This is a genomic window from Acetobacteroides hydrogenigenes, from assembly GCF_004340205.1.
Classification (GTDB): Bacteria; Bacteroidota; Bacteroidia; order Bacteroidales; family ZOR0009; genus Acetobacteroides; species Acetobacteroides hydrogenigenes.
In genome coordinates this window covers 26,573-46,414 of sequence record NZ_SLWB01000010.1, presented here as the reverse complement: position 1 = coordinate 46,414, position 19,842 = coordinate 26,573, and the positions used below count along the sequence as shown (strand labels likewise).

General features: G+C 44.9%; 18 protein-coding genes. 15 read left to right on the top strand and 3 right to left on the bottom strand.

The window, feature by feature from the left end; genetic code table 11:
* Positions 1-91 precede the first annotated feature (91 nt).
* From CLV25_RS10680 to lpdA, 5 genes are all read left to right on the top strand, one after another.
* Positions 92-2,008, top strand: coding sequence for a sigma-54 interaction domain-containing protein (locus CLV25_RS10680; protein ID WP_131839644.1), 1,917 nt, complete (start codon positions 92-94; stop codon positions 2,006-2,008).
* 167 nt (positions 2,009-2,175) lie between these two features.
* Positions 2,176-3,087, top strand: coding sequence for a metal ABC transporter solute-binding protein, Zn/Mn family (locus tag CLV25_RS10675; RefSeq protein ID WP_131839643.1), 912 nt, complete (start codon positions 2,176-2,178; stop codon positions 3,085-3,087).
* Positions 3,084-3,842 (top strand): metal ABC transporter ATP-binding protein, encoded by a 759-nt coding sequence (locus CLV25_RS10670; protein WP_131839642.1) that lies wholly within the window; start codon positions 3,084-3,086, stop codon positions 3,840-3,842. The genes CLV25_RS10675 and CLV25_RS10670 overlap by 4 nt, the downstream gene beginning before the upstream one ends.
* A complete protein-coding gene (locus CLV25_RS10665; protein ID WP_131839641.1) occupies positions 3,842-4,669 on the top strand; it encodes a metal ABC transporter permease in 828 nt (275 codons plus the stop codon). Before CLV25_RS10670 ends, CLV25_RS10665 begins: the two co-directional genes overlap by 1 nt.
* A 360-nt stretch (positions 4,670-5,029) precedes the next feature.
* Positions 5,030-6,421, top strand: a complete 1,392-nt coding sequence (gene lpdA / locus CLV25_RS10660) for a dihydrolipoyl dehydrogenase (RefSeq protein WP_131839640.1) — start codon at positions 5,030-5,032, stop codon at positions 6,419-6,421.
* Between the two features lie 620 nt (positions 6,422-7,041).
* Here the strand turns inward: lpdA and CLV25_RS10650 are convergent.
* On the bottom strand, positions 7,042-7,761 hold the full coding sequence (locus CLV25_RS10650) for a hypothetical protein (protein ID WP_131839638.1): 720 nt from the start codon (positions 7,759-7,761) through the stop codon (positions 7,042-7,044).
* A 622-nt stretch (positions 7,762-8,383) separates the two neighbouring features.
* Between CLV25_RS10650 and CLV25_RS10645 the strand changes: the two genes are divergently transcribed.
* The 7 genes from CLV25_RS10645 (at position 8,384) to CLV25_RS10615 (ending at position 16,272) form a co-directional block, all read left to right on the top strand.
* Positions 8,384-9,415 carry an AbiH family protein gene (locus CLV25_RS10645; protein WP_131839637.1) on the top strand — a complete coding sequence of 344 codons (1,032 nt, stop codon included), beginning with the start codon at positions 8,384-8,386 and terminating at the stop codon, positions 9,413-9,415.
* A gap of 317 nt (positions 9,416-9,732) precedes the next feature.
* A complete protein-coding gene (locus tag CLV25_RS10640) occupies positions 9,733-10,380 on the top strand; it encodes a porin family protein (RefSeq protein WP_131839636.1) in 648 nt (215 codons plus the stop codon).
* A gap of 173 nt (positions 10,381-10,553) precedes the next feature.
* Positions 10,554-11,078, top strand: a complete 525-nt coding sequence (locus CLV25_RS10635; protein WP_131839635.1) for a hypothetical protein — start codon at positions 10,554-10,556, stop codon at positions 11,076-11,078.
* A 556-nt stretch (positions 11,079-11,634) separates the two neighbouring features.
* Entirely contained in the window at positions 11,635-13,245 is a 1,611-nt protein-coding gene (locus CLV25_RS10630; RefSeq protein WP_131839634.1) for a hypothetical protein, read from the top strand.
* A gap of 310 nt (positions 13,246-13,555) precedes the next feature.
* Positions 13,556-13,999, top strand: a complete 444-nt coding sequence (locus CLV25_RS10625; protein WP_131839633.1) for a hypothetical protein — start codon at positions 13,556-13,558, stop codon at positions 13,997-13,999.
* 221 nt (positions 14,000-14,220) lie between these two features.
* Positions 14,221-14,994: a glycosyltransferase family 2 protein gene (locus CLV25_RS10620; protein ID WP_131839632.1), complete on the top strand. Its 774-nt coding sequence runs from the start codon at positions 14,221-14,223 to the stop codon at positions 14,992-14,994.
* A 183-nt stretch (positions 14,995-15,177) separates the two neighbouring features.
* On the top strand, positions 15,178-16,272 hold the full coding sequence (locus tag CLV25_RS10615; protein ID WP_131839631.1) for an acyltransferase family protein: 1,095 nt from the start codon (positions 15,178-15,180) through the stop codon (positions 16,270-16,272).
* 73 nt (positions 16,273-16,345) lie between these two features.
* Here the strand turns inward: CLV25_RS10615 and CLV25_RS10610 are convergent, their stop codons facing one another.
* Positions 16,346-16,732 (bottom strand): cyclic-phosphate processing receiver domain-containing protein, encoded by a 387-nt coding sequence (locus tag CLV25_RS10610; protein ID WP_131839630.1) that lies wholly within the window; start codon positions 16,730-16,732, stop codon positions 16,346-16,348.
* Between the two features lie 258 nt (positions 16,733-16,990).
* Between CLV25_RS10610 and CLV25_RS10605 the strand changes: the two genes are divergently transcribed.
* The 3 genes from CLV25_RS10605 to CLV25_RS10595 all read left to right on the top strand — a co-directional run bounded on the left by CLV25_RS10605 (position 16,991) and on the right by CLV25_RS10595 (position 18,975).
* Positions 16,991-17,623: a cytochrome b/b6 domain-containing protein gene (locus tag CLV25_RS10605; protein ID WP_131839629.1), complete on the top strand. Its 633-nt coding sequence runs from the start codon at positions 16,991-16,993 to the stop codon at positions 17,621-17,623.
* Positions 17,624-17,947: 324 nt separating this feature from the next.
* Positions 17,948-18,289, top strand: coding sequence for a CidA/LrgA family protein (locus CLV25_RS10600; RefSeq protein ID WP_131839628.1), 342 nt, complete (start codon positions 17,948-17,950; stop codon positions 18,287-18,289).
* Positions 18,277-18,975: an LrgB family protein gene (locus CLV25_RS10595; protein ID WP_131839627.1), complete on the top strand. Its 699-nt coding sequence runs from the start codon at positions 18,277-18,279 to the stop codon at positions 18,973-18,975. The genes CLV25_RS10600 and CLV25_RS10595 overlap by 13 nt, the downstream gene beginning before the upstream one ends.
* Positions 18,976-19,047: 72 nt before the next feature.
* Here the strand turns inward: CLV25_RS10595 and CLV25_RS10590 are convergent, their stop codons facing one another.
* Positions 19,048-19,809: a DeoR/GlpR family DNA-binding transcription regulator gene (locus CLV25_RS10590; protein WP_131839626.1), complete on the bottom strand. Its 762-nt coding sequence runs from the start codon at positions 19,807-19,809 to the stop codon at positions 19,048-19,050.
* Between the last annotated feature and the right edge of the window lie 33 nt (positions 19,810-19,842).

The following is a 19,842-nucleotide window of genomic DNA, read 5'->3' as shown; positions in this document are numbered from 1 at the left end:
CAAAGTAAAGGTTTTTATGCTCCATCTCAACAATGCTCACTTTTAGTACAACTTGCCATTATTTGTTACATTTGCCGTACACACACCTACTATGACTAACTCCGTAAAAAAATACGAAGAAATCGTCCGCCATTCATTTGCCCGAAGTATGGCTTTTGGTTTAGAACGGCGTCAGCCCCCTCGTCCAAAAATCATTTCGAAAGAAGAGCTGATGGAAAGACAAGCGGCCAATGAGGAACTTATTTCTATTGCTGAGCCCTCGGAACATGCGCTCAACGGCTACTTCAACGAAAAAGGTACTTTTTTAGCGCTAACCGATAAAGATGGGTGCATCTTAAAAGTCTACGGAGATTCGCAATCGGTGAAAGGAGCTGCAAAACTATTCTTTATTCCAGGTGCTTTTGCCGATGAGGAAAACTTGGGCAGCACATCAATCGGAATTGTTTTACACGAGAAGCAACCTATACAATTAGCCGCCAAGGACCATTTCTACTTCACCTTTAACGAGTACACGAGCGTTAGTGCACCTTTGCTAGACAAAGAGAATGCGCTTGTTGCCGTGCTCTCCATTTTCTTTAAAACTGAAAGCGTTGCACCAAACACCATTAATATCGTGCGTGCTGCAGCCGATGGGATCAGCACTCAGGTGCGGAATCGCCAAGCACAGCAAAGTTTGGAGCACAGCAACCAGCTACTATCGACCATCATCAATACGCTTAACCACGGGCTGGTTGCGGTTAATGCAGACGGAAACGTACTTTGCCACAACAAAACCGCGCTATCACTACTAGGTTTAAGCGAAAAAGAGCTGAAAGGCTACAACATATCTGACATTCTTCCACAATGGGAAATGGCACTGCCAACCCTAAAACGTAACGAGCGCATCTTCGACGAGGAGGTAGTATTCGATATTGTACCAATAAAAGAACGATATGCGGTAAACCTTTTGCCCACCTTTATTGAGGGTGAGTTTGTAGGTGCTGTAATTCTTATTAGGGAGATGAAGCGCGTTTACAACATCGTGAACAAGTTTACGGGGATGAACGCGCGTTACACCTTCGAGGATATCATCGGCGAGAGCTACGAGATGCAGCGCGTTATAGAATATGCCAAGATTGTTGCAAACAGCCCATCTACCATTCTAATTGATGGGGAAAGCGGTACCGGAAAGGAGCTGCTTGCCCAATCGATACACAACTACTCGAACCGCAGGAACGCCGGATTTGTAGCAGTAAACTGCGGTGCACTACCAGAAACCCTTATCGAAAGCGAGCTGTTTGGCTACGACAGCGGTGCATTTACCGGAGCGAGCAAGGGTGGTAAACCCGGTAAGTTTGAACTGGCCAACGGAGGTACGCTTTTCTTAGATGAGATTGGTGAAATGCCCCTCGACATGCAGGTAAAGCTGCTTCGGGTCATTCAGGAAGGGGTAATAACCCGCGTTGGCGGAACCAAGAACATCCCCGTTGACGTTCGCATTATTGCCGCTACCAACAAGGATTTAAAGGAGGAAATAAAAGAAGGTAGATTCCGTTTAGACCTATACTACCGATTAAGCGTAATACCCCTTCGGCTGCCATCGCTGCGTGAAAGGAAGGAGGACATTCCAATGCTGATTAACTACTTCCTACACTCGAAGGCGCTGAAGCTAAATAAGGATGTGCCCGAGATATCGCCCGAGGTTTACCGCTTCCTGCTAAGCTACAGTTGGCCGGGCAACGTTCGCGAGCTGGAGAACTTCATCGAAAAGACGGTGAACCTGAACGGCAACATCGTCTGGGATGTGACCAAAGATCAGGTAAAGAACCTTCCCGAAGTTGGTACAACGCCTCATAGGGGTAGCTCATCATCTAAAGTTACCCTTACTACGCTGGATGAAATGGAGAAAAGGATGATTAAGGAGGCTATAAAGGAGCTAAATAGCAACATTTCGCAGGTGGCAAAAACGCTGGGCATAAGCAGAAATACGCTTTACCTGAAGATGAAAAAGTATGGGATTGATCATTAAAAAGCAAAACCACCCCGCCCTTCGGGCACCCCTCCTTTAAAAGGAGGGGAGTAAGCCTCAGGCAACCTTGGCTAATAACATAAGATTCTTGCTTCGAGCGAACCTAAAGAGTGAACATTTAGTCGCAATAACTGTATATTGACAGATTAAAGAACTTAAAGAAAGAGATGAACTACAAAAAAGTATTTAGTAAAGCTGTAACAGCACTGGGTGCAATTGCATTGGTTTGGGGATTTACGGCTTGTGGAAACAAATCGACAGACAGCAATAAAACGACAATAACCGTAAGCATCCCTCCCATCAAATACCTTGTGGATAGGATATCGGGGGATGAGTTTGATGTAAACGTAATGGTGGCAACAGGCGCCTGTCAGGAGACCTACGAGCCTACGCCATCGCAGATGAAGGATGTGGCAAAGTCGAAGCTGTACCTTGGTATAAGCGAGCTGGAGTTTGAGCAGAAATGGATCGACAACATAAAGACGAACAATCCTGAGCTGAAATATACCAACCTATCGGAAGGCGTACGAATGGTTGAAGGTTCGTGTAGCCACGAGGAGTGCGAGGAGCATGGACACGAACACCATCATGGTGGAATGGACCCTCACATCTGGCTATCGCCTGCCAACTACAAGGCTATGGCAACGGCAACGCTTAACGAGCTGGTAGCCCTTAATCCGAAGAACAAATCGACCTACGAAAAGAACTACATTAAACTAGTTGCCTCCATCGACAGCATCGATGCGATGGCAAAAAGCAAGCTGGCTAATCTGAAGATTAAAAAGTTTATCATCTACCATCCGGCGCTAAGCTACTTTGCCAGCGACTACGGTTTGGAACAGATATCCATCGAAAAGGATGGTAAGGAGCCTGCCGCCGACTACATGAAGCGGCTTGTATCGCAGGCTAAAGAGGCCGGCATCAAAACGATATTCGTGCAAAAGGAGTTCGACCTAAGCCTGATAAAAAGTTTTGCCGGCGAAGTTGGCGCTACTATCGAACCAATAAATACCTTTGCATACGATTGGCCAGAAAGCACAAACCATATAATTAACGCACTTTATTCCGCTAACCGATGAGTGAAAGGCTGGTTGAGTTAACCGATATTACCACCGGATACGACGGCGTTGCTGCCATCGAGCACGTTAACCTGACCATTAACGAGCGGGACTACATTGGCATTATCGGACCAAATGGAGGCGGAAAGACTACGCTGCTTAAGGTAATCTTGGGCATCCTTCCTCCCTTTTCGGGAAAGGTAAAGCTGCATGGCTCGACCGATGGCAAGCGCGACTTCATCGGGTATCTTCCACAGGTAAATAACATCGACAAGAAATTTCCTATAACCGTTCAGGAGGTGGTGCTTTCGGGCATCATGTCGAGGAAGGGTATCTTTACCCGATACTCCAAGCAGGATAAGGCGCTTGCACGCGAGCTGATGGAGAGGACCGGCATTGAGCATCTCCGAAAGAAGGTGATCGGCGAGCTATCGGGTGGACAGATGCAGCGGGCATTCCTTAGCCGTGCGCTGATATCGAAGCCGAAGCTGCTGATACTCGACGAGCCAAACACCTACGTGGATAACAAGTTTGAGGGTGAACTCTACGAGCTGCTAACCAAGTTAAACGAGCAGATGGCTATCGTGATCGTTACGCACGACCTTGGAACAGTGAGCCAATACGTAAAGTCGATTGCCTGCGTGAACCGAGGGCTGCACCTCCACCCGTCGAACATCATCAGCCAGGAGCAGCTGGACAACTACAACTGTCCGATACAGCTTATCACGCACGGGCATATTCCGCATACCGTTCTCGAAAATCATAATAAGAAGTAATGGTAGAATTCGTAAACGACATATTCCAGTATCAATTCCTGCAGAACGCCTTTATCGCCGGGCTGCTGGTGAGCATCGCCTGCGGAATTGTTGGCACCTACATTGTGGCCAAGCGGCTGGTGTTCCTCAGCGGAGGCATAACCCACTCGTCGTTTGGGGGGATTGGGATTGCCTACTACCTGGGGCTGAACCCTATTCTGGGTGCCTTCGTATTCTCGGTGCTTTCGGCAATGGGGATTGAGTTCTTTGCCGATAAGACCAAGATGCGCGAGGATTCGGCTATCGGAATACTTTGGGCATTGGGTACTGCCATCGGGGTGATCTTCGTTTCGATGACGCCGGGCTACGCGCCAAACCTGATGAGCTTCCTCTTCGGGGGACTGCTGGGTGTTACCAAGGTTGACCTTGCGGTGATGCTGGCCCTCGACGTGGTGCTGCTGCTTCTTTTCATTTTTGGACTTCGAACTATCCTTTATATAGCCTTCGACAAGGAGTTTGCCATCTCGCAAAATGCTGCGGTGAAGCTGGTAAACTACATGATGATAATCCTTATTTCGGTTACCATTGTGATGTGCATTCGGGTGGTGGGGATTATCCTGCTGATTGCGCTGCTGACTATTCCGGTTGTTACGGCCAATATCTTCTACAAAGATTTTAAGTGCATAATGGTTGCCTCCATCGTGCTCGGATTTGTGGGGATGCTGGTGGGATTGTACATCAGCTTTGAGGTGAATTTGCCTTCGGGGGCGGCTATCATACTTGCGCAGTCGGTGATATGGTTGGGGTGTAAGGGGGTGGAGTTTTTGAAGAAGGTAAAAAGGAGTTAGAGGAAGTTAGACGGAGTTATTTCAGAAGTTAGAGGAAGAGCTAGGGAGTAGGGAGAATATTAGAACACTGATTTTACTGATTGAACAGATTTACACGGATAGTTGAACACGAAGGACATTAAGGTAAGCACTAAGGGGCACAAAGGGATTAGTAAGGTATACAGATGATATTGGGAAAGACGCAAACCCACCCCTACCTCCCGCCTAAGCGGGAGGATAAAGCAGAGGAAAGACTCGAGACATTAGGAATTAGGAAGAAGAAATGAAAAAATAACAATCAACCCCTTCTATCATCTAAAATCTAATATCTAACGTCTCTTTTAGTAAACGAAACACTTGACACAAAATAAAACTAACAAGATGAATTTTGACCTGATAGTTATAGGTAGCGGTCCTGGAGGCTATGTGGCAGCCATCCGCGCGAGCCAGCTGGGCATGAAGGTGGCCGTTGTTGAACGTGCCGAACTTGGTGGTATCTGCCTAAACTGGGGATGCATCCCAACCAAGGCGCTGCTTAAGAGCGCATCGGTATACGAGTACGCCCACCATGCAGCCGAGTACGGCGTGGTGGTTGATGGCACCATCAAACCAGACTTTGCGGCAATCGTAGCGCGCAGTCGCGGGGTGGCCGATAACATGAGCAAGGGCATTCAGTTCCTTTTCAAAAAGAATAAGATTGAGGTGATACAGGGCTTCGGCAAGCTGGTTGCCCCACATAAGGTAGAGGTTACCGCAGCCGATGGTACCGTAACCACGGTAGAGGCTAACCACATTATCCTTGCAACGGGTGCACGCAGCCGCGAGCTTCCTAACCTGCCCATCGATGGTGAAAAGATCATCGGATACCGTCAGGCAATGACGCTTGCCAAGCAGCCAGAGTCGATGGTTGTAGTGGGCTCGGGCGCCATTGGTAGCGAGTTCGCCTACTTCTACAACGCCATCGGAACGAAGGTTACGCTGGTGGAGTTCCTTCCTAACATCGTTCCGCTGGAGGATGAGGAGGTATCGAAGCAGCTCGAGCGCTCGTTCAAAAAGGCAGGCATCAAGGTGATGACCAACAGCGAGGTGCTTTCGGTGGATACTACCGGCGAGAAGTGCTCGGTCATCATCAAAACAAAAAAAGGAGAAGAGACGGTAGAGGCAGACATCGTTCTATCGGCAGTGGGCATTGCCACCAACCTCGAAGGCTTGGGCCTTGAGGAGGTAGGCGTAGCCAACGAGCGCGGTAAGGTGATCGTTGACGAGTTCTACCGCACCAACATCGAGGGTGTGTACGCCATTGGCGATATCGTTGCAGGACCAGCGCTTGCCCACGTGGCATCGGCCGAGGGTATCTGCTGCGTGGAGAAGATTGCCGGCATGGACGTGCATCCTGTAGACTACAGCATCATCCCCGGATGTACCTACACCACGCCCGAGGTGGCATCGGTGGGGCTTACCGAGAAGAAGGCCATCGAGGCCGGACACGAGGTGAAGGTGGGCAAGTTCCCATTTACCGCATCGGGCAAGGCTACGGCTGCCGGCGCTAGGGATGGCTTCGTGAAGGTGATCTTCGATGCCAAGGATGGCAAGCTGCTGGGTGCTCACCTGATTGGTGCCAACGTTACCGAGATGGTTGCCGAAATGGTACTAGCCCAAAACCTTGGGGCTACCGGTCACCAGATTATTAAGGCGATCCACCCCCACCCTACCATGAGCGAGGCTATCATGGAGGCGGCTGCGGCGGCTTACGGGGAGGTGATTCACATCTAGATTTTAGATATTAGATGTTAGACGTTAGACTGACATCTTGATACGATAGAACGAAAGGCTCTGGGGTTGCTCCGGGGCCTTTTGTTTTTAGGGGCAAGGATTGAGATGTGAGATATTAGATGCCCTTTTATCACAAAGGGCACGGAGGATGGCACTAAGGGCACGGAGATTTTAGGGTTGCGGCTTAACAGGATGCCATAAGGAGATTAGTGGTTGCTGTTTTAGCTTTAGGTAGTAATCATGAAGCTAAAAGCTACAGCCGGGAAGCGAAAAGTGACAGACAGGAAGCGAAAAGCTTCAGACGGGAGACGAGAAGCTTCAGACGGGAAGCCAAAAGCTACAAACGGGAGACGAAAAGCTTCAGACGGGAAGCCAAAAGCTACAGACAGGAGCCGAAAAGTCTCAGACGGGAAGCCAAAAGTCACAGACAGGAAACGAAAAGCTACAAACGGGAAGCAAGAAGCTACAGTGGGGAACCGAAAAGTGGCAGACGGGAGGGCAAAAGCTTGGGGACGGCTATCGGCATAAAGAAGGCGGGAGCAACCTTTCGGTGTACTCCCGCCTTTTATACGATGGGGTGTCCGGCAATGCTCGGAAGCCGAAAGGCAAGAGCGACCTGACTATGCCTTGGTAAAATCGATCTTGGCCACCTGCTTGTACTCGGGGCTGGTAGAGCCAAATAGCGACTTGATGTAGGTCTTGGCATCGAGAGCCACGTCTACCAAGCCGGTAAGGGGAGTGTATAGCACGCGGTTGCGGGCCATGCGGGCATTATCGATGGCAACCTTGGCGTTGTTGCAGGCGGTATTCTTGGCGCGCAGATCCACCGCTAGGGCTTTGAGCACAGGGAGCTTGATATCATCCTCGTTGGGCGCGTACTCGGGAGTAGCGGCAATATACTGAATGTAGCGCTCGTAGTTGTCGATTACGCTGTCGTAGCTCTGCTGCGAGGTAGAAACGGTGGCCACCTTAACATCGGTAGCAGCAGCAGTCTTGGCAGTGGTGCGGTTACCCCTTATCTTACGAACGATGGCAGAGGCTGCCTCATCGGTTTGCTCGGACGAGCTGGAAGCGCGAAGCGAGTTGAGCGAACGGGTTACCAGCTGACCTAGCGGTGCAAAAGCGTTATCGCGCTCGATGGTGGCTCGGCTATAGATGGGCATGGCATCGTTAACAGCGAGAACGGCGGCACGTCCGTCGGCTTCCATCTTCTTAAGCGCTTCGAGTAAAATAGAGGGATTGGTGGGCTTGTACCTATCGCCGTAGCTGGCGATGTTAGAGATTAGTAGTCCTAGGTTATCCACGTTCTTGGCGTGTCCAGTTTCAGATGTACTTGCCATAATTATTCATTTTTAGGTTATACTTAAGTTTTGAACCGACCTAAAGCTAAACACTTTGGTTAACATAACCAAGATTTTCTACAACTTTTTTTAGCTACAACTAAAAATATTTTACCTGTATGTGGCTGTGGTAGCGTGTAAAGCCATTTTTTGTAGATTATTTTTTAGCTGATGGAGGATAATGTAAGGGGGAATGTGGATATATTTGGAAGTTCTTTCGGCTTTCGCTGGCGAGAGCCTGTGGGGATAGAGGCGACGAAGGCTTGGAGACGCAGCCGAACAGAGGGGATAGAACCGGGACCGCTATTTAGCATAGAGGCGGCTTTGAGGTTTACCGAATACGGCCAGAGGACGCAGAAATACATAGGCGTAGGCAGAGCCTACGCCTAACAGAGGAGCCTTCGCCGAACGGAGGTTAAACTACACTTAACGGAGTAAAGATTTAGAAGAAGGAATCGAAAAGTTAAACTCTCAGGTTGAATATTTAAAAATTCCCAATTCATCTTTTGAAGCAGACGAAATAAGAGATGCCATAAAAGACATCAATAATTCATTTGATATATTAAAAGAACATTTACCAAACTAGAAACCAATCGACACAACATAAATTTGCATCACAAAAATGAACATAACTTTTTTAATTGGTAATGGATTTGATTTGAATATAGGTAAAAAAACAAGTTATTATGATTTTTACAAATATTACAAAGCACAGCCTTCAGAAAATGAAATAATAAGAAGATTAAAAAACGATCTAATTATCAATTATGAAAACTGGTCAGATCTTGAATTAGGATTAGGAGAATACACTGAGAATTTAAAAGACCTAACAGAGTTTGACACAGTATTCAATGATATCAGGAGCAATCTATCTGATTTCATAAAAAAACAAGAGTACGATTCAAATGAAATAAGTATTAATACAACATCAAAATGCTATGAAGATTTATTACATCCAGAAATATATTTAGTTAGAGGAGACAGAAGTAGTGTTGAAAGAGCAAGATTATCATTTATAAGTCCAAATAATACAACAATTAATATTATAACGTTCAACTACTCAAAATCATTAGAACAAATATTAAAATATGAAAACAAACCAATTGATATCGTTAATCATCCTGGCTGCAAAATACAAAACATTTATCATATACATGGATTTTACAATGAAAGAATGATACTTGGTGTGAACGATGCTTCTCAAATAAAAAATGAAAAATTTAAAATCAATGCAGAAATTGCAGAAACATTGATAAAACAAGAGTTAAATAAAAATTTAAAGCACTTAATAGATCAAGAGTGCATAGAAACAATAGAAAGATCGGATATAATTTGCCTATTTGGTCTTTCTATGGGAGAAACAGACAAAATATGGTGGGAATATATTGGTAAAAAAATAGCAAAAACTGGCGGCCATTTAATCTTATTTCACAAAGGAAAAGAGTTAGCAGAAAATATGGATATTTTTTTTCCTAGAGAAGAAAGAAAAATAAAAAATACATTTATAAAAAAAGCGAACATATCCAATGAAGAAATTGAAAAAGTAAGCAATAGAATATATATTGGATACAATACGGACATATTCAAATTTGACGATCAAGAAAAAATGAATGAATTAATATTATCTGAAATAATGAATTCAACATCAATATAAAATAAGCATAAGGACATAGAAACATGTCATTAATCCCTCGTTAGGCTGAGGCTCCTGCCTCAGTCGAATCTATCCAAGTAGGCTAAAGCCTACAAGCGTTAAGCTAGTGCGTAGCTTCATTCTACGGGGATAGGAACGACGAAGGCAGGAGCCTTCGCCGAACGGAGACAAATTAAAGAGCCGCGATGAATCGCGGCTCTACGAATGGGCGTTGCGGGTAAAGGGACTTTGAATGCATCTCTACGTTCGGTTGAGGCTGAAGCTTTGCATAGGAATACCTACATTTGCTCCTTCTAAAAAAATAGCATACCTAAAAAATGAAAAGATTCATAATCGTTCCGCTAATGTTGGCATTTGCCATTTCGGCCTTAGGGCAATCGTCGAAGCTAACCGTTGGGGTAGAATCAGCCACAACCATCACCTCGCTCCGCGGTAGCGAGCCCATCGATGAGCTAAAGAGCAAGCTTGGCAATGGATGCGCAATAACGGCCAGCTACAGCGTTTATCCAAATCTGTCGATTAGTACCGGTTTAGGATACGAAAGAAAGGGAGGAAAAACTGCCAAATTTTCAATGCTAGACTATATCGGATCTAAGACCGCATCACCAGAAATGCACCTCAACTTCGACTACCTCATTCTTCCCATTAAGGCATCGTTCCAAACCGGGGGGAAAATCAAAGGGTACATTAACGGAGGCGTTTTTATAGGGTATCTGCTAAAGTACACCGAGAAATGGAAGGATCTTGGGAGTATTACCATCAGCTCATATCTTTCGCCTACAACCAGCGACTTCAAACGATTTGATTTTGGTATTACGGTGGGTGCTGGAGCTTACATCCCTATTTATAACAGGATAGTACTCGATCTTGGTGTTGTGGAGAACTTGGGGCTACGCAACATCTACAGCACTGACATCAAAACAAACTCTGCGGGGTTGGTTGTAGGTATTAAGTATGCCCTTTAGTAGGTATGGACCACGGTTAAGCGGAGCATCCTTGTACCGCTCCTGCAACCAGAATTTATAGCCTAAAGCAAAAAATAGCAGGCGGCTGCAAAGAGTAAAGGCGTGGGGGGTGCTTACGCGAAGTAAAGCATTCACCAAATAGAAAACTTTAGTTAACATACAAAACAGCACCGATGAAGAGACTTAAACTAACGCTGCTTGCCGTTTGCATTAGCATAGTATCATTTGGCACCGTGCCCTCAAAAGGGTTTGATAGCATTGAATCGCTCTACAAGGAGAGCGTTGAGGTAATAAAGTCGAAGGATAGGCAAAAGATCAGGGAGTTTATCGAAAAGATTATCCCCGACAAGGGAACCATTACGTACATGAATAAGCGCAAGTGCGAATACCGAAGAATACCACGAGTCATCAACCAATCGCCCCAGCTGCTCGACTCTGTGAAAGCCCACTATACCGAAAAGCTGTACAACTACTCGTTGAAGCTAGAGCGCATGAATCAGCTTGATGACCTAAAATTTGAAGGATTCGAGAGAAAGCTGATGCCCGAAAAGCTCAACGAATGCGGCTGCCCCGAAATACTCTTTGAGGAAATATTCGTTAAGTGCTCCTCTAAAGAGGCTACCATAAGCTATAGCTTTGGCGAGATACTAAAGGTTAACGGCAAGTGGAAATCGTTTACCAATTTCAAGCTATGGTGATCGATGGCTAATTTGTAGGCCGCAGTTTCTCGCTCCGCCCCTGCTGAGCGTAGCGTCCTCGTTACGCTCGGGTAGCCAAGGCCTCTGGCCTGCCATAGAAAGCGGCCAGAGGCCGCTAAAGACAAAAGCGTAGCGAGGACGCTACGCTTAGCGGAGACAAAATAGGATCGGAAAACTATCTTTGCGCTTACAAATAACACTCGTGTACCGAACGTAAAATGCGCAGACAGCATCTAGGCTTTGGGATAACGGAGTAAGCAATCAGAATCATTTTGATGAATATGGGGACAACCTTTAGCAAATTTTTCATTGCCTTAGCAGGTGTGTTAATTTCGGCATCCGCTTTTTCGCAAAATAGTACCAGACCAGAAGGTTTTCGCTTATACGATTACAATCAGGCCAATGGTAGCAACGAGCTAGCTAAAAGCTGGGAGATTGAGGTGAGGCATTACGTTCCGGTAAAAAATATTTTCCTTTAAACTACTGGTCGTTAGGAGGTGCCTCTAGCTATATCGATGGTCAGATTCTTTTCACCTTTAGTAGCAGTATAGGTAGCGTGAAGATTTTAAGTACAGATTCGCTACGCTATATGTTCGACAGCAATCCGTTTAACCATCCTAAGTGCGTTGTCGAAAAGGCAAATGAAAAATGGATGCTCGAAGACTCGAAAATATACCTCTTAAGGCAAAAGGATACGCTGGTATACTACATTAAGAAGAATGGTAGCAATGCAAGTATTCGCGAGATATACGATGCCGAAAATGGGATATGGGCAATAGCAAACGACGACATCTACCTTATTGACCAAAAAGGAGGCGTGCGATACGCTGTAAAAGAAAGCCTACGCACCAATAAATTCTGCTGCAATTCGAATAAGGAGCTGGTTGCCATTACGAAAACAGGCCTGCTTAAGTATAGCAGCAAGGGTGTAGAGCTGGTGGACAAGCAGAATTCTGCCCAATACCAGTCGTTTGTTAAAGGTATAGACAAGTGCTATCTGCCCCATTTCTACAGCGGCTACTATCGGTATCGTGACTACATAGTAGCTGCCAATAAAGATTCTAGCGCAGTGTACTTTTTGTCGGACAAGAGCGACTATATGCTAAAGCTCAATTTCTCGAAAATGATTGGGGTCGATACCAAAGGCAACATATGGTACACTAGCTATAGGTCGGACGAAAAGAGCTACTACCTAAACTATATCGAGAATGGCTGGGAGGAGAAGCTACGAAACAACCAGCAGCCGGTACTGGTTGCTGCCTCTAACTTTACGGCATCGTTAGGGAACGACTGCGATCTCGACTATTCGAACACCATACTCGCTAACAACAATTCGATCTACATTATTACCTACTATGGGGGTATCGTAAAATACGAAAATGGAACGTACAAAACGCTGCCAGGTGTCGATGGATCTTCGTTTAAGACAATTTACAAGCTCCTCGAATTGAACAAAAACGATTACCTATACAACCTTCCTATAAAGTTATGGTCAGATAAAGTATGGAGTAAGTCCGTTACTGGCAAAACTGGAATAGGCTATAACTTTTACAATACAAATAAGGATAGCCAAGGGAATCGCTGGAAGGTTGAAAATGGCGAGCTGATAAATGAAACCCAAGACACCAAAAGGAACATAAAAGCAGCCTTGGATAGCGTTAAGCAGAAAGAGGTTGAAGAGTATAAAATGAACTCCTTTTGGTTGCTAAATCGAATATACGTCAATAAGAAAGATGTTATACATATGTTTGGAAAGCATAGCGTTGTTACCTACGATATAGTATCGAAGCGATGGAGGTTATATCCTACATCAAAGAATGGCGATATCGACTACCAAAAAATATATCAAGACCACATTGGTAATATCTGGTTTCAGATACAGGAAGATGGAATCTACTATTTTGACAGGTCGAAAGTAAACAGGCTAAACCTTCCATTTAAGGATATTGCTTATTGGCAGATTGATGATGATAACAACCTAATGCTTATTGCAAACGACGTCCTTTACTGGTACAAAATAGCAGGTATGCAGAATGGAAAGATGAGCTTGGTAAGAAAGATTTCTCTTGACTACTCTATTTATTCCTTGAATAGAATAAAGACCATCATTACGAATAATAAGCATGTTATAGTTGTAAACTCCGAAGGTTTCTACCTATTCGATTAGCTAGATAAATAATTGGAGAGTTGGCCACACGCTATGCTCGGCAAGCTTTAACCAACAAGCACAAGGCTTGCCGAAGGTTTCGACTTAGCTGGAAGCATGTAGCAGAGTTGGTACGACATTTAGCAGCAACCTAATAAAAGCGCAGCCACCACCAGCGGCTGCGCTCATCTTTTTTGCTACTTTGGGTTATGGTTAAAAATGTTACCTTCGGCTAGCGTAAAAAGGCTAACACATGTTGCCTGCTCGTCAGTAGCAACGATGATAATGACGGAGTTTTTAGCCATTTCAAATCTTAAAAAAGCAGAATACCATGAAAAGACTTCTAACTTTACTTGTAGCCGCTTTCCTTCTTTTAGGATGCGAAGGACCTATGGGGCCTATGGGGCCTGAAGGACCAGAGGGCCCTCCCGGCGAAGGAACCAGCTGGGACGTATCGGAATGGACTGTAAACCAATGGACGCTTAGCGGAACCGTAAACGGGAACAACTCGTTTTACTATGCCGACTTGGTAATTCCGAAGCTCACTCCCTTTATTGCTCAAAATGGGAATGTTTTTGTATACAAGTACACCAGCAACAACGTACAAGCGCCTCTACCCTACGTTTCCCACAAAGCCGAAGGGACTGCCCTATGGACAGAAACATACGACTTTGACTTTACTCCGGGTTCGATTAGGATATACGTACAGTACAGCGACTTCCAAACCTCCATTGTTCCGCCGAGCAGTAAGTTTAGGGTCGTAATGAACTGGTAAAAAGCGTAAGCATACAGGCAATCAAAATAAGAGCGCAGCCATAGGGTTGCGCTTTACTTTTAATATCGGAAGAGTTACTAGATAGAAGCATCAAGATCGGGAATCTTATTTCAAGGGTATTCCTTTACAAATACTATCTCTGAAATATTTTTAAGATAATCAAGGACAAATATCAATATAGTCAGAATTACCTACATTTGCCTCCCTTTTAATTGACTCCAATGATATCAGTTGTAATAAACACGTTTAACGCAGAATCCACTCTTAAACAATGCCTCGAAACGGTAAGAAGCTTTGATGAAGTTGTAATTTGTGACATGTACAGTGAAGACAGTACTCTCGATATCGCTAAATCATTTGGATGTAAGATTGTAATGCACGAGCGAACAGGGTATGTTGAGCCGGCTCGAAACTACGCCATTGCAGCAGCAACAAACCCATGGGTGTTAGTGCTCGATGCCGATGAGCTGGTTCCCGAATCTCTAAATAAATACCTGTACCGTTTTACTAAGAATAACAAGACAACATCAGGGCTGCTTATACCAAGAGCCAACTACTTTATGGGTCGGTTCATGAGGAGCATTTATCCCGACTACCAGCTACGTTTCTTTCAAAAAGACCGCAGCTTCTGGCCATCCGAAATACACTCCCGCCCCATTATCAACGGTACCATAGACAAGATCCCGTTTAAGCAAAAGGAACTTGCACTAGTCCACATCGAAGATGCCTCGATTAAGAACATCCTCACAAAGATGAACAGCTACACAGAAAAAGAACAGAGCAAGTACCAAAAAAAGGGGAAAAACTACACCATTACCAGCGCAGTACTATCTGCACTCCATCGCTTTATAAAGTCTTACTTCATAAAAGGAGGAATTTTTGATGGGAAAGCAGGTTTCACGCGAAGTACACTCGATGCAACCTACAAAATCATCTCCATCGCCAAACACTGGGAGAACCTAGAAAGTCAAAAAACAACCAATAAAAACCATTGATCGCCTGATTTAAGGGAATCTGTGGTATCCGAGCAACCTTATAGTTTTTTCAGGCTCCTCCTGCCCTACTCTTTAAGCTTTTGGAAGTCGCTAAACACAAAAAAATGCTTCCTTTGCCATTCGGTCGGCACACAGCACAAGCCTGCCATCGGCTGTTTTTCAAGCAACCTCTAATAAGTACCAATGAACAGAAAAGAGCTAACCACAGACATTCTAAAAGGCAAGCAGCATTTTGAGATCCTCGATGGCCTAAGAGGAGTTGCCGCTTTGGCCGTTGTAATCTTCCACTTTATGGAGTGGATTTATCCGGATGCCAGCAAAAACTTTATTGGTCACGGATTTTTAGCGGTGGACTTCTTTTTCTGCCTATCCGGATTTGTAATCGGATACGCCTATGATAGCCGTATTGGCACAATGGGAGTAAAAGAGTTCTTCAAGTCGAGGCTCATAAGGCTGCATCCGTTAATCATACTAGGAGCTGTACTGGGCATATTGGGCTTCCTCTTCGATCCATTCGCAAGCCATTCGGGGATGTACAGCACAGGGATGTTAGCGCTACTTTTCCTCTGTACCACCTTCCTGATTCCCCTTCCGGCAATGGAAGATCGAGCATTTAACCTATTCGGACTCAACGCTCCTTCGTGGTCTCTTTTTTGGGAGTATATCGCCAACATCTTCTATGCGCTTATCCTATGCAAGATAAACCGTCGCTACTTGGCTATTTTAGCTGTTGCAGCTACAGCAGTAATTGGCTACGTGGGCTACACATCGGGTAACCTACTGGGCGGATGGAATGGCGATACCTTTTGGCATGGAGGAGCTCGTGTTTCGTTCTCGTTTTTAGCTGGACTTCTTATCTATAGGTTTAATTTGATTATAAAAAACAGGCTTGGCTTTATCAGCCTGTCGATTCTTTTGGGGCTAGCATTCGTAATGCCCCACTTTAAGTGGAACTGGCTGGCAGAAGTGCTGGTTGTAGTAATCTACTTCCCGCTACTTGTATCGCTAGGAGCCGGATCTACGCTATCAATGGGGGAAAGAAAGTTGTGCGTATTTTCTGGAAATATATCGTATCCCCTCTACATGACGCACTATGCCGCTATATGGATATTCGGCAGCTACCTAACCAGCAACAAACCTGGCACTAGCGAGCTATCTTTTGTCGTAATAGCAGGAACGCTTCTCCTGGTTGGATTTGCATACCTGATGATGGTGATTTACGATATTCCGGTAAGAAGATACCTAAGCAACAAGAGGCAGCAGAAGTTGAAAAAGTAACCGTGTACCCTATAAAATAAAAAGAGGAAAGCCCCTGAGTAATTCTGGAGCTTTCCTCTTTTATTATTTGAGGCTACTTTTTCTCTTTAAAGGCATCAAAAACCTTCAGGATACTTTTAGCCGCTTCATCATCAGAAGAGTGGACTCTAACCTCGGGCAGCTCGAGCGCATACTTTGCCACGTACTCTGCCAACCAGCAGGCACAATCGACGGCGGTCTTCTCCACAAAGGTTTCGACACTTCCACTATCGCGACTAAGGTGCATTGTCGAAATGGCGCTATCGAACGATACCAAATAGGGGAATGCGCCCCGATGGTAGTACCCGCTAATGTTCGCGGTAAGCTCCTCGAAGCTGCGAACCACCAGCCACCCTTGTTCGAGGTAAACCTCATCGTGAGTAAGGTAGTAAACGTCTTCGGGATTACGATAGTCGTCTAGCAGAACTTTATATGTTTTCATTTAGCTGTCAATATTTCTGTCGAAGGTTTTCAAAAGAGTGTAAAAGTAGCACTAGAAATTGGATAGTAATGAACTTCGAATAATGGAGAAGTTAAAGAAGCTAAAGAAAGGGGGATTCCCTCCTTTTGTGGTTTTACACTCTTTTTGTTCCCGTTGTCTTCAAAATATATGCTCTATGAAACTCTGTGTTTAGAAGGACACCCCTTTGATAAGTTGTAAAATTTAGCTAATTTGGTGGTCTACAAAACCACCTAACCTATGAAAACAAACGTTTGGACACTACCTACACGAATATTCCACTGGTACTTAGCAGCAGGCTGCGTGCTGGCCTACCTTTTAAGCAATTACACGCAAACCCATGCAGCAATTGGGCTGAGCATAGGCACACTCTTACTCTTCCGGGTAGTATGGGGCTTTATCGGGCCTCGCTACTCCCGATTTAAGGACTTTCCCATCTCTCCCAAAAAGGTGATCTCTTTCACCAAGCACATCAAAACGGAGGAGCACCTTTATACGGGACACAACCCTGCAGCAGCTATTGTTATGCTGCTAATAATCATTACAGGTATATGCGTTGCAGCAACAGGACTAGCTACGGCATTATCCGTTGATACCGATTTCTTTGGGACTGCCCGTTTTTCGGACTTTGACGGAAACCTAGAACTGCATGAAACCTTTATAGCAATATTAATAGCACTTATTGGATTGCATATTGTAGGTTTGGCAACTAGCCTATACATCGACAAAGGATCTAAAACTGTATATTCTATGTTCTCGGGGGTTAAAAGACTTCCAGGAATAAATGCCAACCTAAACATTTGGCAGAAAGCATTTACGGTTCTTGCAGGAATAGCAACGTTATCGGTACTGGTTTATGTGCTGATGCGATAACGGAGTTTCAAGTATACAAGTATAAATGTCTTGCAGTAAAACAGGCTAAAAGGGGTTAGCATAAAAATAAGCTAGCCCCCACGCTCCTTCCTAGAGTTACCAAATTTCTCTCCTTCTGGGCTTTTGTCTATTACCTACTCGCTCCACCTTACTACCTCTATTATTCCTCTAACTTCTTATGATAAGAACTTCTGCAGTACAGTTCTCGGCGACCTTTGGCACAACCTCTTCATCCTTAATAAACCTTTTATCTGTTAATCACTCAAAACCAACATGCCAACGTTCTTAAAAGGAGGCTAACTTTGCCCTAAACATAATAATAGCATGATTTACGGCCTATTCATCATCTTCCTACACCTTACCATTGGGAATTTGATTAGCAGCATGATCGACAACTTTGTCCCAGGAAGCGTTATTGGAATGCTCCTTCTTTTCGCATCGCTGCTCCTTAAAATTGTAAAAGCAGACAAAATTCGTCCAACAGCCAACACGTTAACTCAAAACATGTCGCTGTTTTTCCTTCCGGCAGGGGTTGGAATTGTTACGGCAACTGCCATACTAGAGAAGTACTGGGCTTCAATTTTGTTATCGAGCATAGCTAGCACCGTGCTGGTTATTATTACCGTAGGTTGGATTCAACAAAAAATGGAGAAATGGAAACAGTAAAGGAGCTATTCGCCTCGCAGGCTTTTGTGCTTGCCTTTGTGCTAGGAACCTACACGTTTAGCCTATGGCTATTCCGCAAAACAAAAATAAGCCTTCTCCATCCGCTACTTACCAGCATATTCCTGATTATCGTAGTTCTAAAGCTATTTGATGTTGAATACCAAACCTTCGAGCAAGGTTCTTCCATCGTTGACTTTATGCTCGGCCCAACCGTTGTAGCGCTTGGTGTTACCCTATACGATCAGGTTACCCACATTAAGGGTAATCTGCTTTCTATCCTTACCTCGATTTTTGTGGGGGCAATCGTTGGCATTGCCAGCGTTACGGTAGTACTCTACGCAATGGGCGCAAACGAAGCTCTTGTTGCTACGCTTCAGCCCAAATCGGTTACTACACCAATTGCCATGAGCATTTCTGAAAAGTTTGGAGGGCTACCTTCGCTAACTGCAGTTGTTGTTGTTGCCGTTGGAATATTTGGAGGAATCGTAGGACCATTTGTGCTAGACAAACTGGGCGTATCGAGCAAGATTGCGCGTGGATTGGCATTAGGTGCTGCTGCACACGGAATGGGAACAGCGCGCGCAATGGAACTCGGAGCCATAGAAGGGGCTATCAGCGGGCTTGCTATTGGTTTGATGGGCGCCGCAACTGCCTTGCTAGTTCCACTGATGAGAATGATAATGTAGTTTTCAGAAACAAGTATCAAGACGTAATACACAAGATGAGCAACACTGTCGGTAACTCATGATACAATTAAACTAGGCTATAATCAGCTTAACGCCTGCCTCCTCGATCTTCTTTACGAAGGCGGGATTAATGCCACTATCGGTAATAATGGTATCGACAGCCTCAAGGTCGCAAATTTTACCAAACCCCTTACGGCCAAACTTCGATGAATCGGCAACAACGATTGTTCGCTGTGCGGCCTTCATCATCTTTTGGTTAAGGTGCGCCTCGAGCATGTTGGTTGTGGTAAGGCCAAACTCCATATCAATTCCATCTACACCAAGAAAAAGGTTGCTGCAGGCAAAATCGTTCAGCATCTTTTCGGCGTAAGGTCCTACCGCTGAAAAAGAACTCTTGCGTAGCACTCCGCCCAGCATTACAATCTCCACATCCTTATGCCCCAACAGCGACTCTGCAATGTTCATTGCTGCGGTAAGCACCGTTAACTTTATGTGAGAATCGATAGCGCGAGCAACCTCAAGAACAGTAGTCCCCGATGCTATAATAATGGAATCTTCGGGTTTGATAAGTTCGACAGCTTTTAGTGCGATACGCCGCTTCTCATCCACCTGAATACTTTCCTTTACATTAACCGGACGGTCGTTTACGTAAGGATCGACGTGGCTTGCGCTACCATGCGTTCGGAAAAGAAGTTTTTTTTCCTCCAAAAATTTCAAATCCTTTCGAATAGTTACGGCCGAAACACCCAATTCTTCACTTAACTCTAAAACCGAAACATTTCCTTCTCTTACAACTTTATCAAGTATAAACTTGTGTCTATCTGCTATATTCATACTATTCTATGTGATTTAATCTACTTCCTCAAA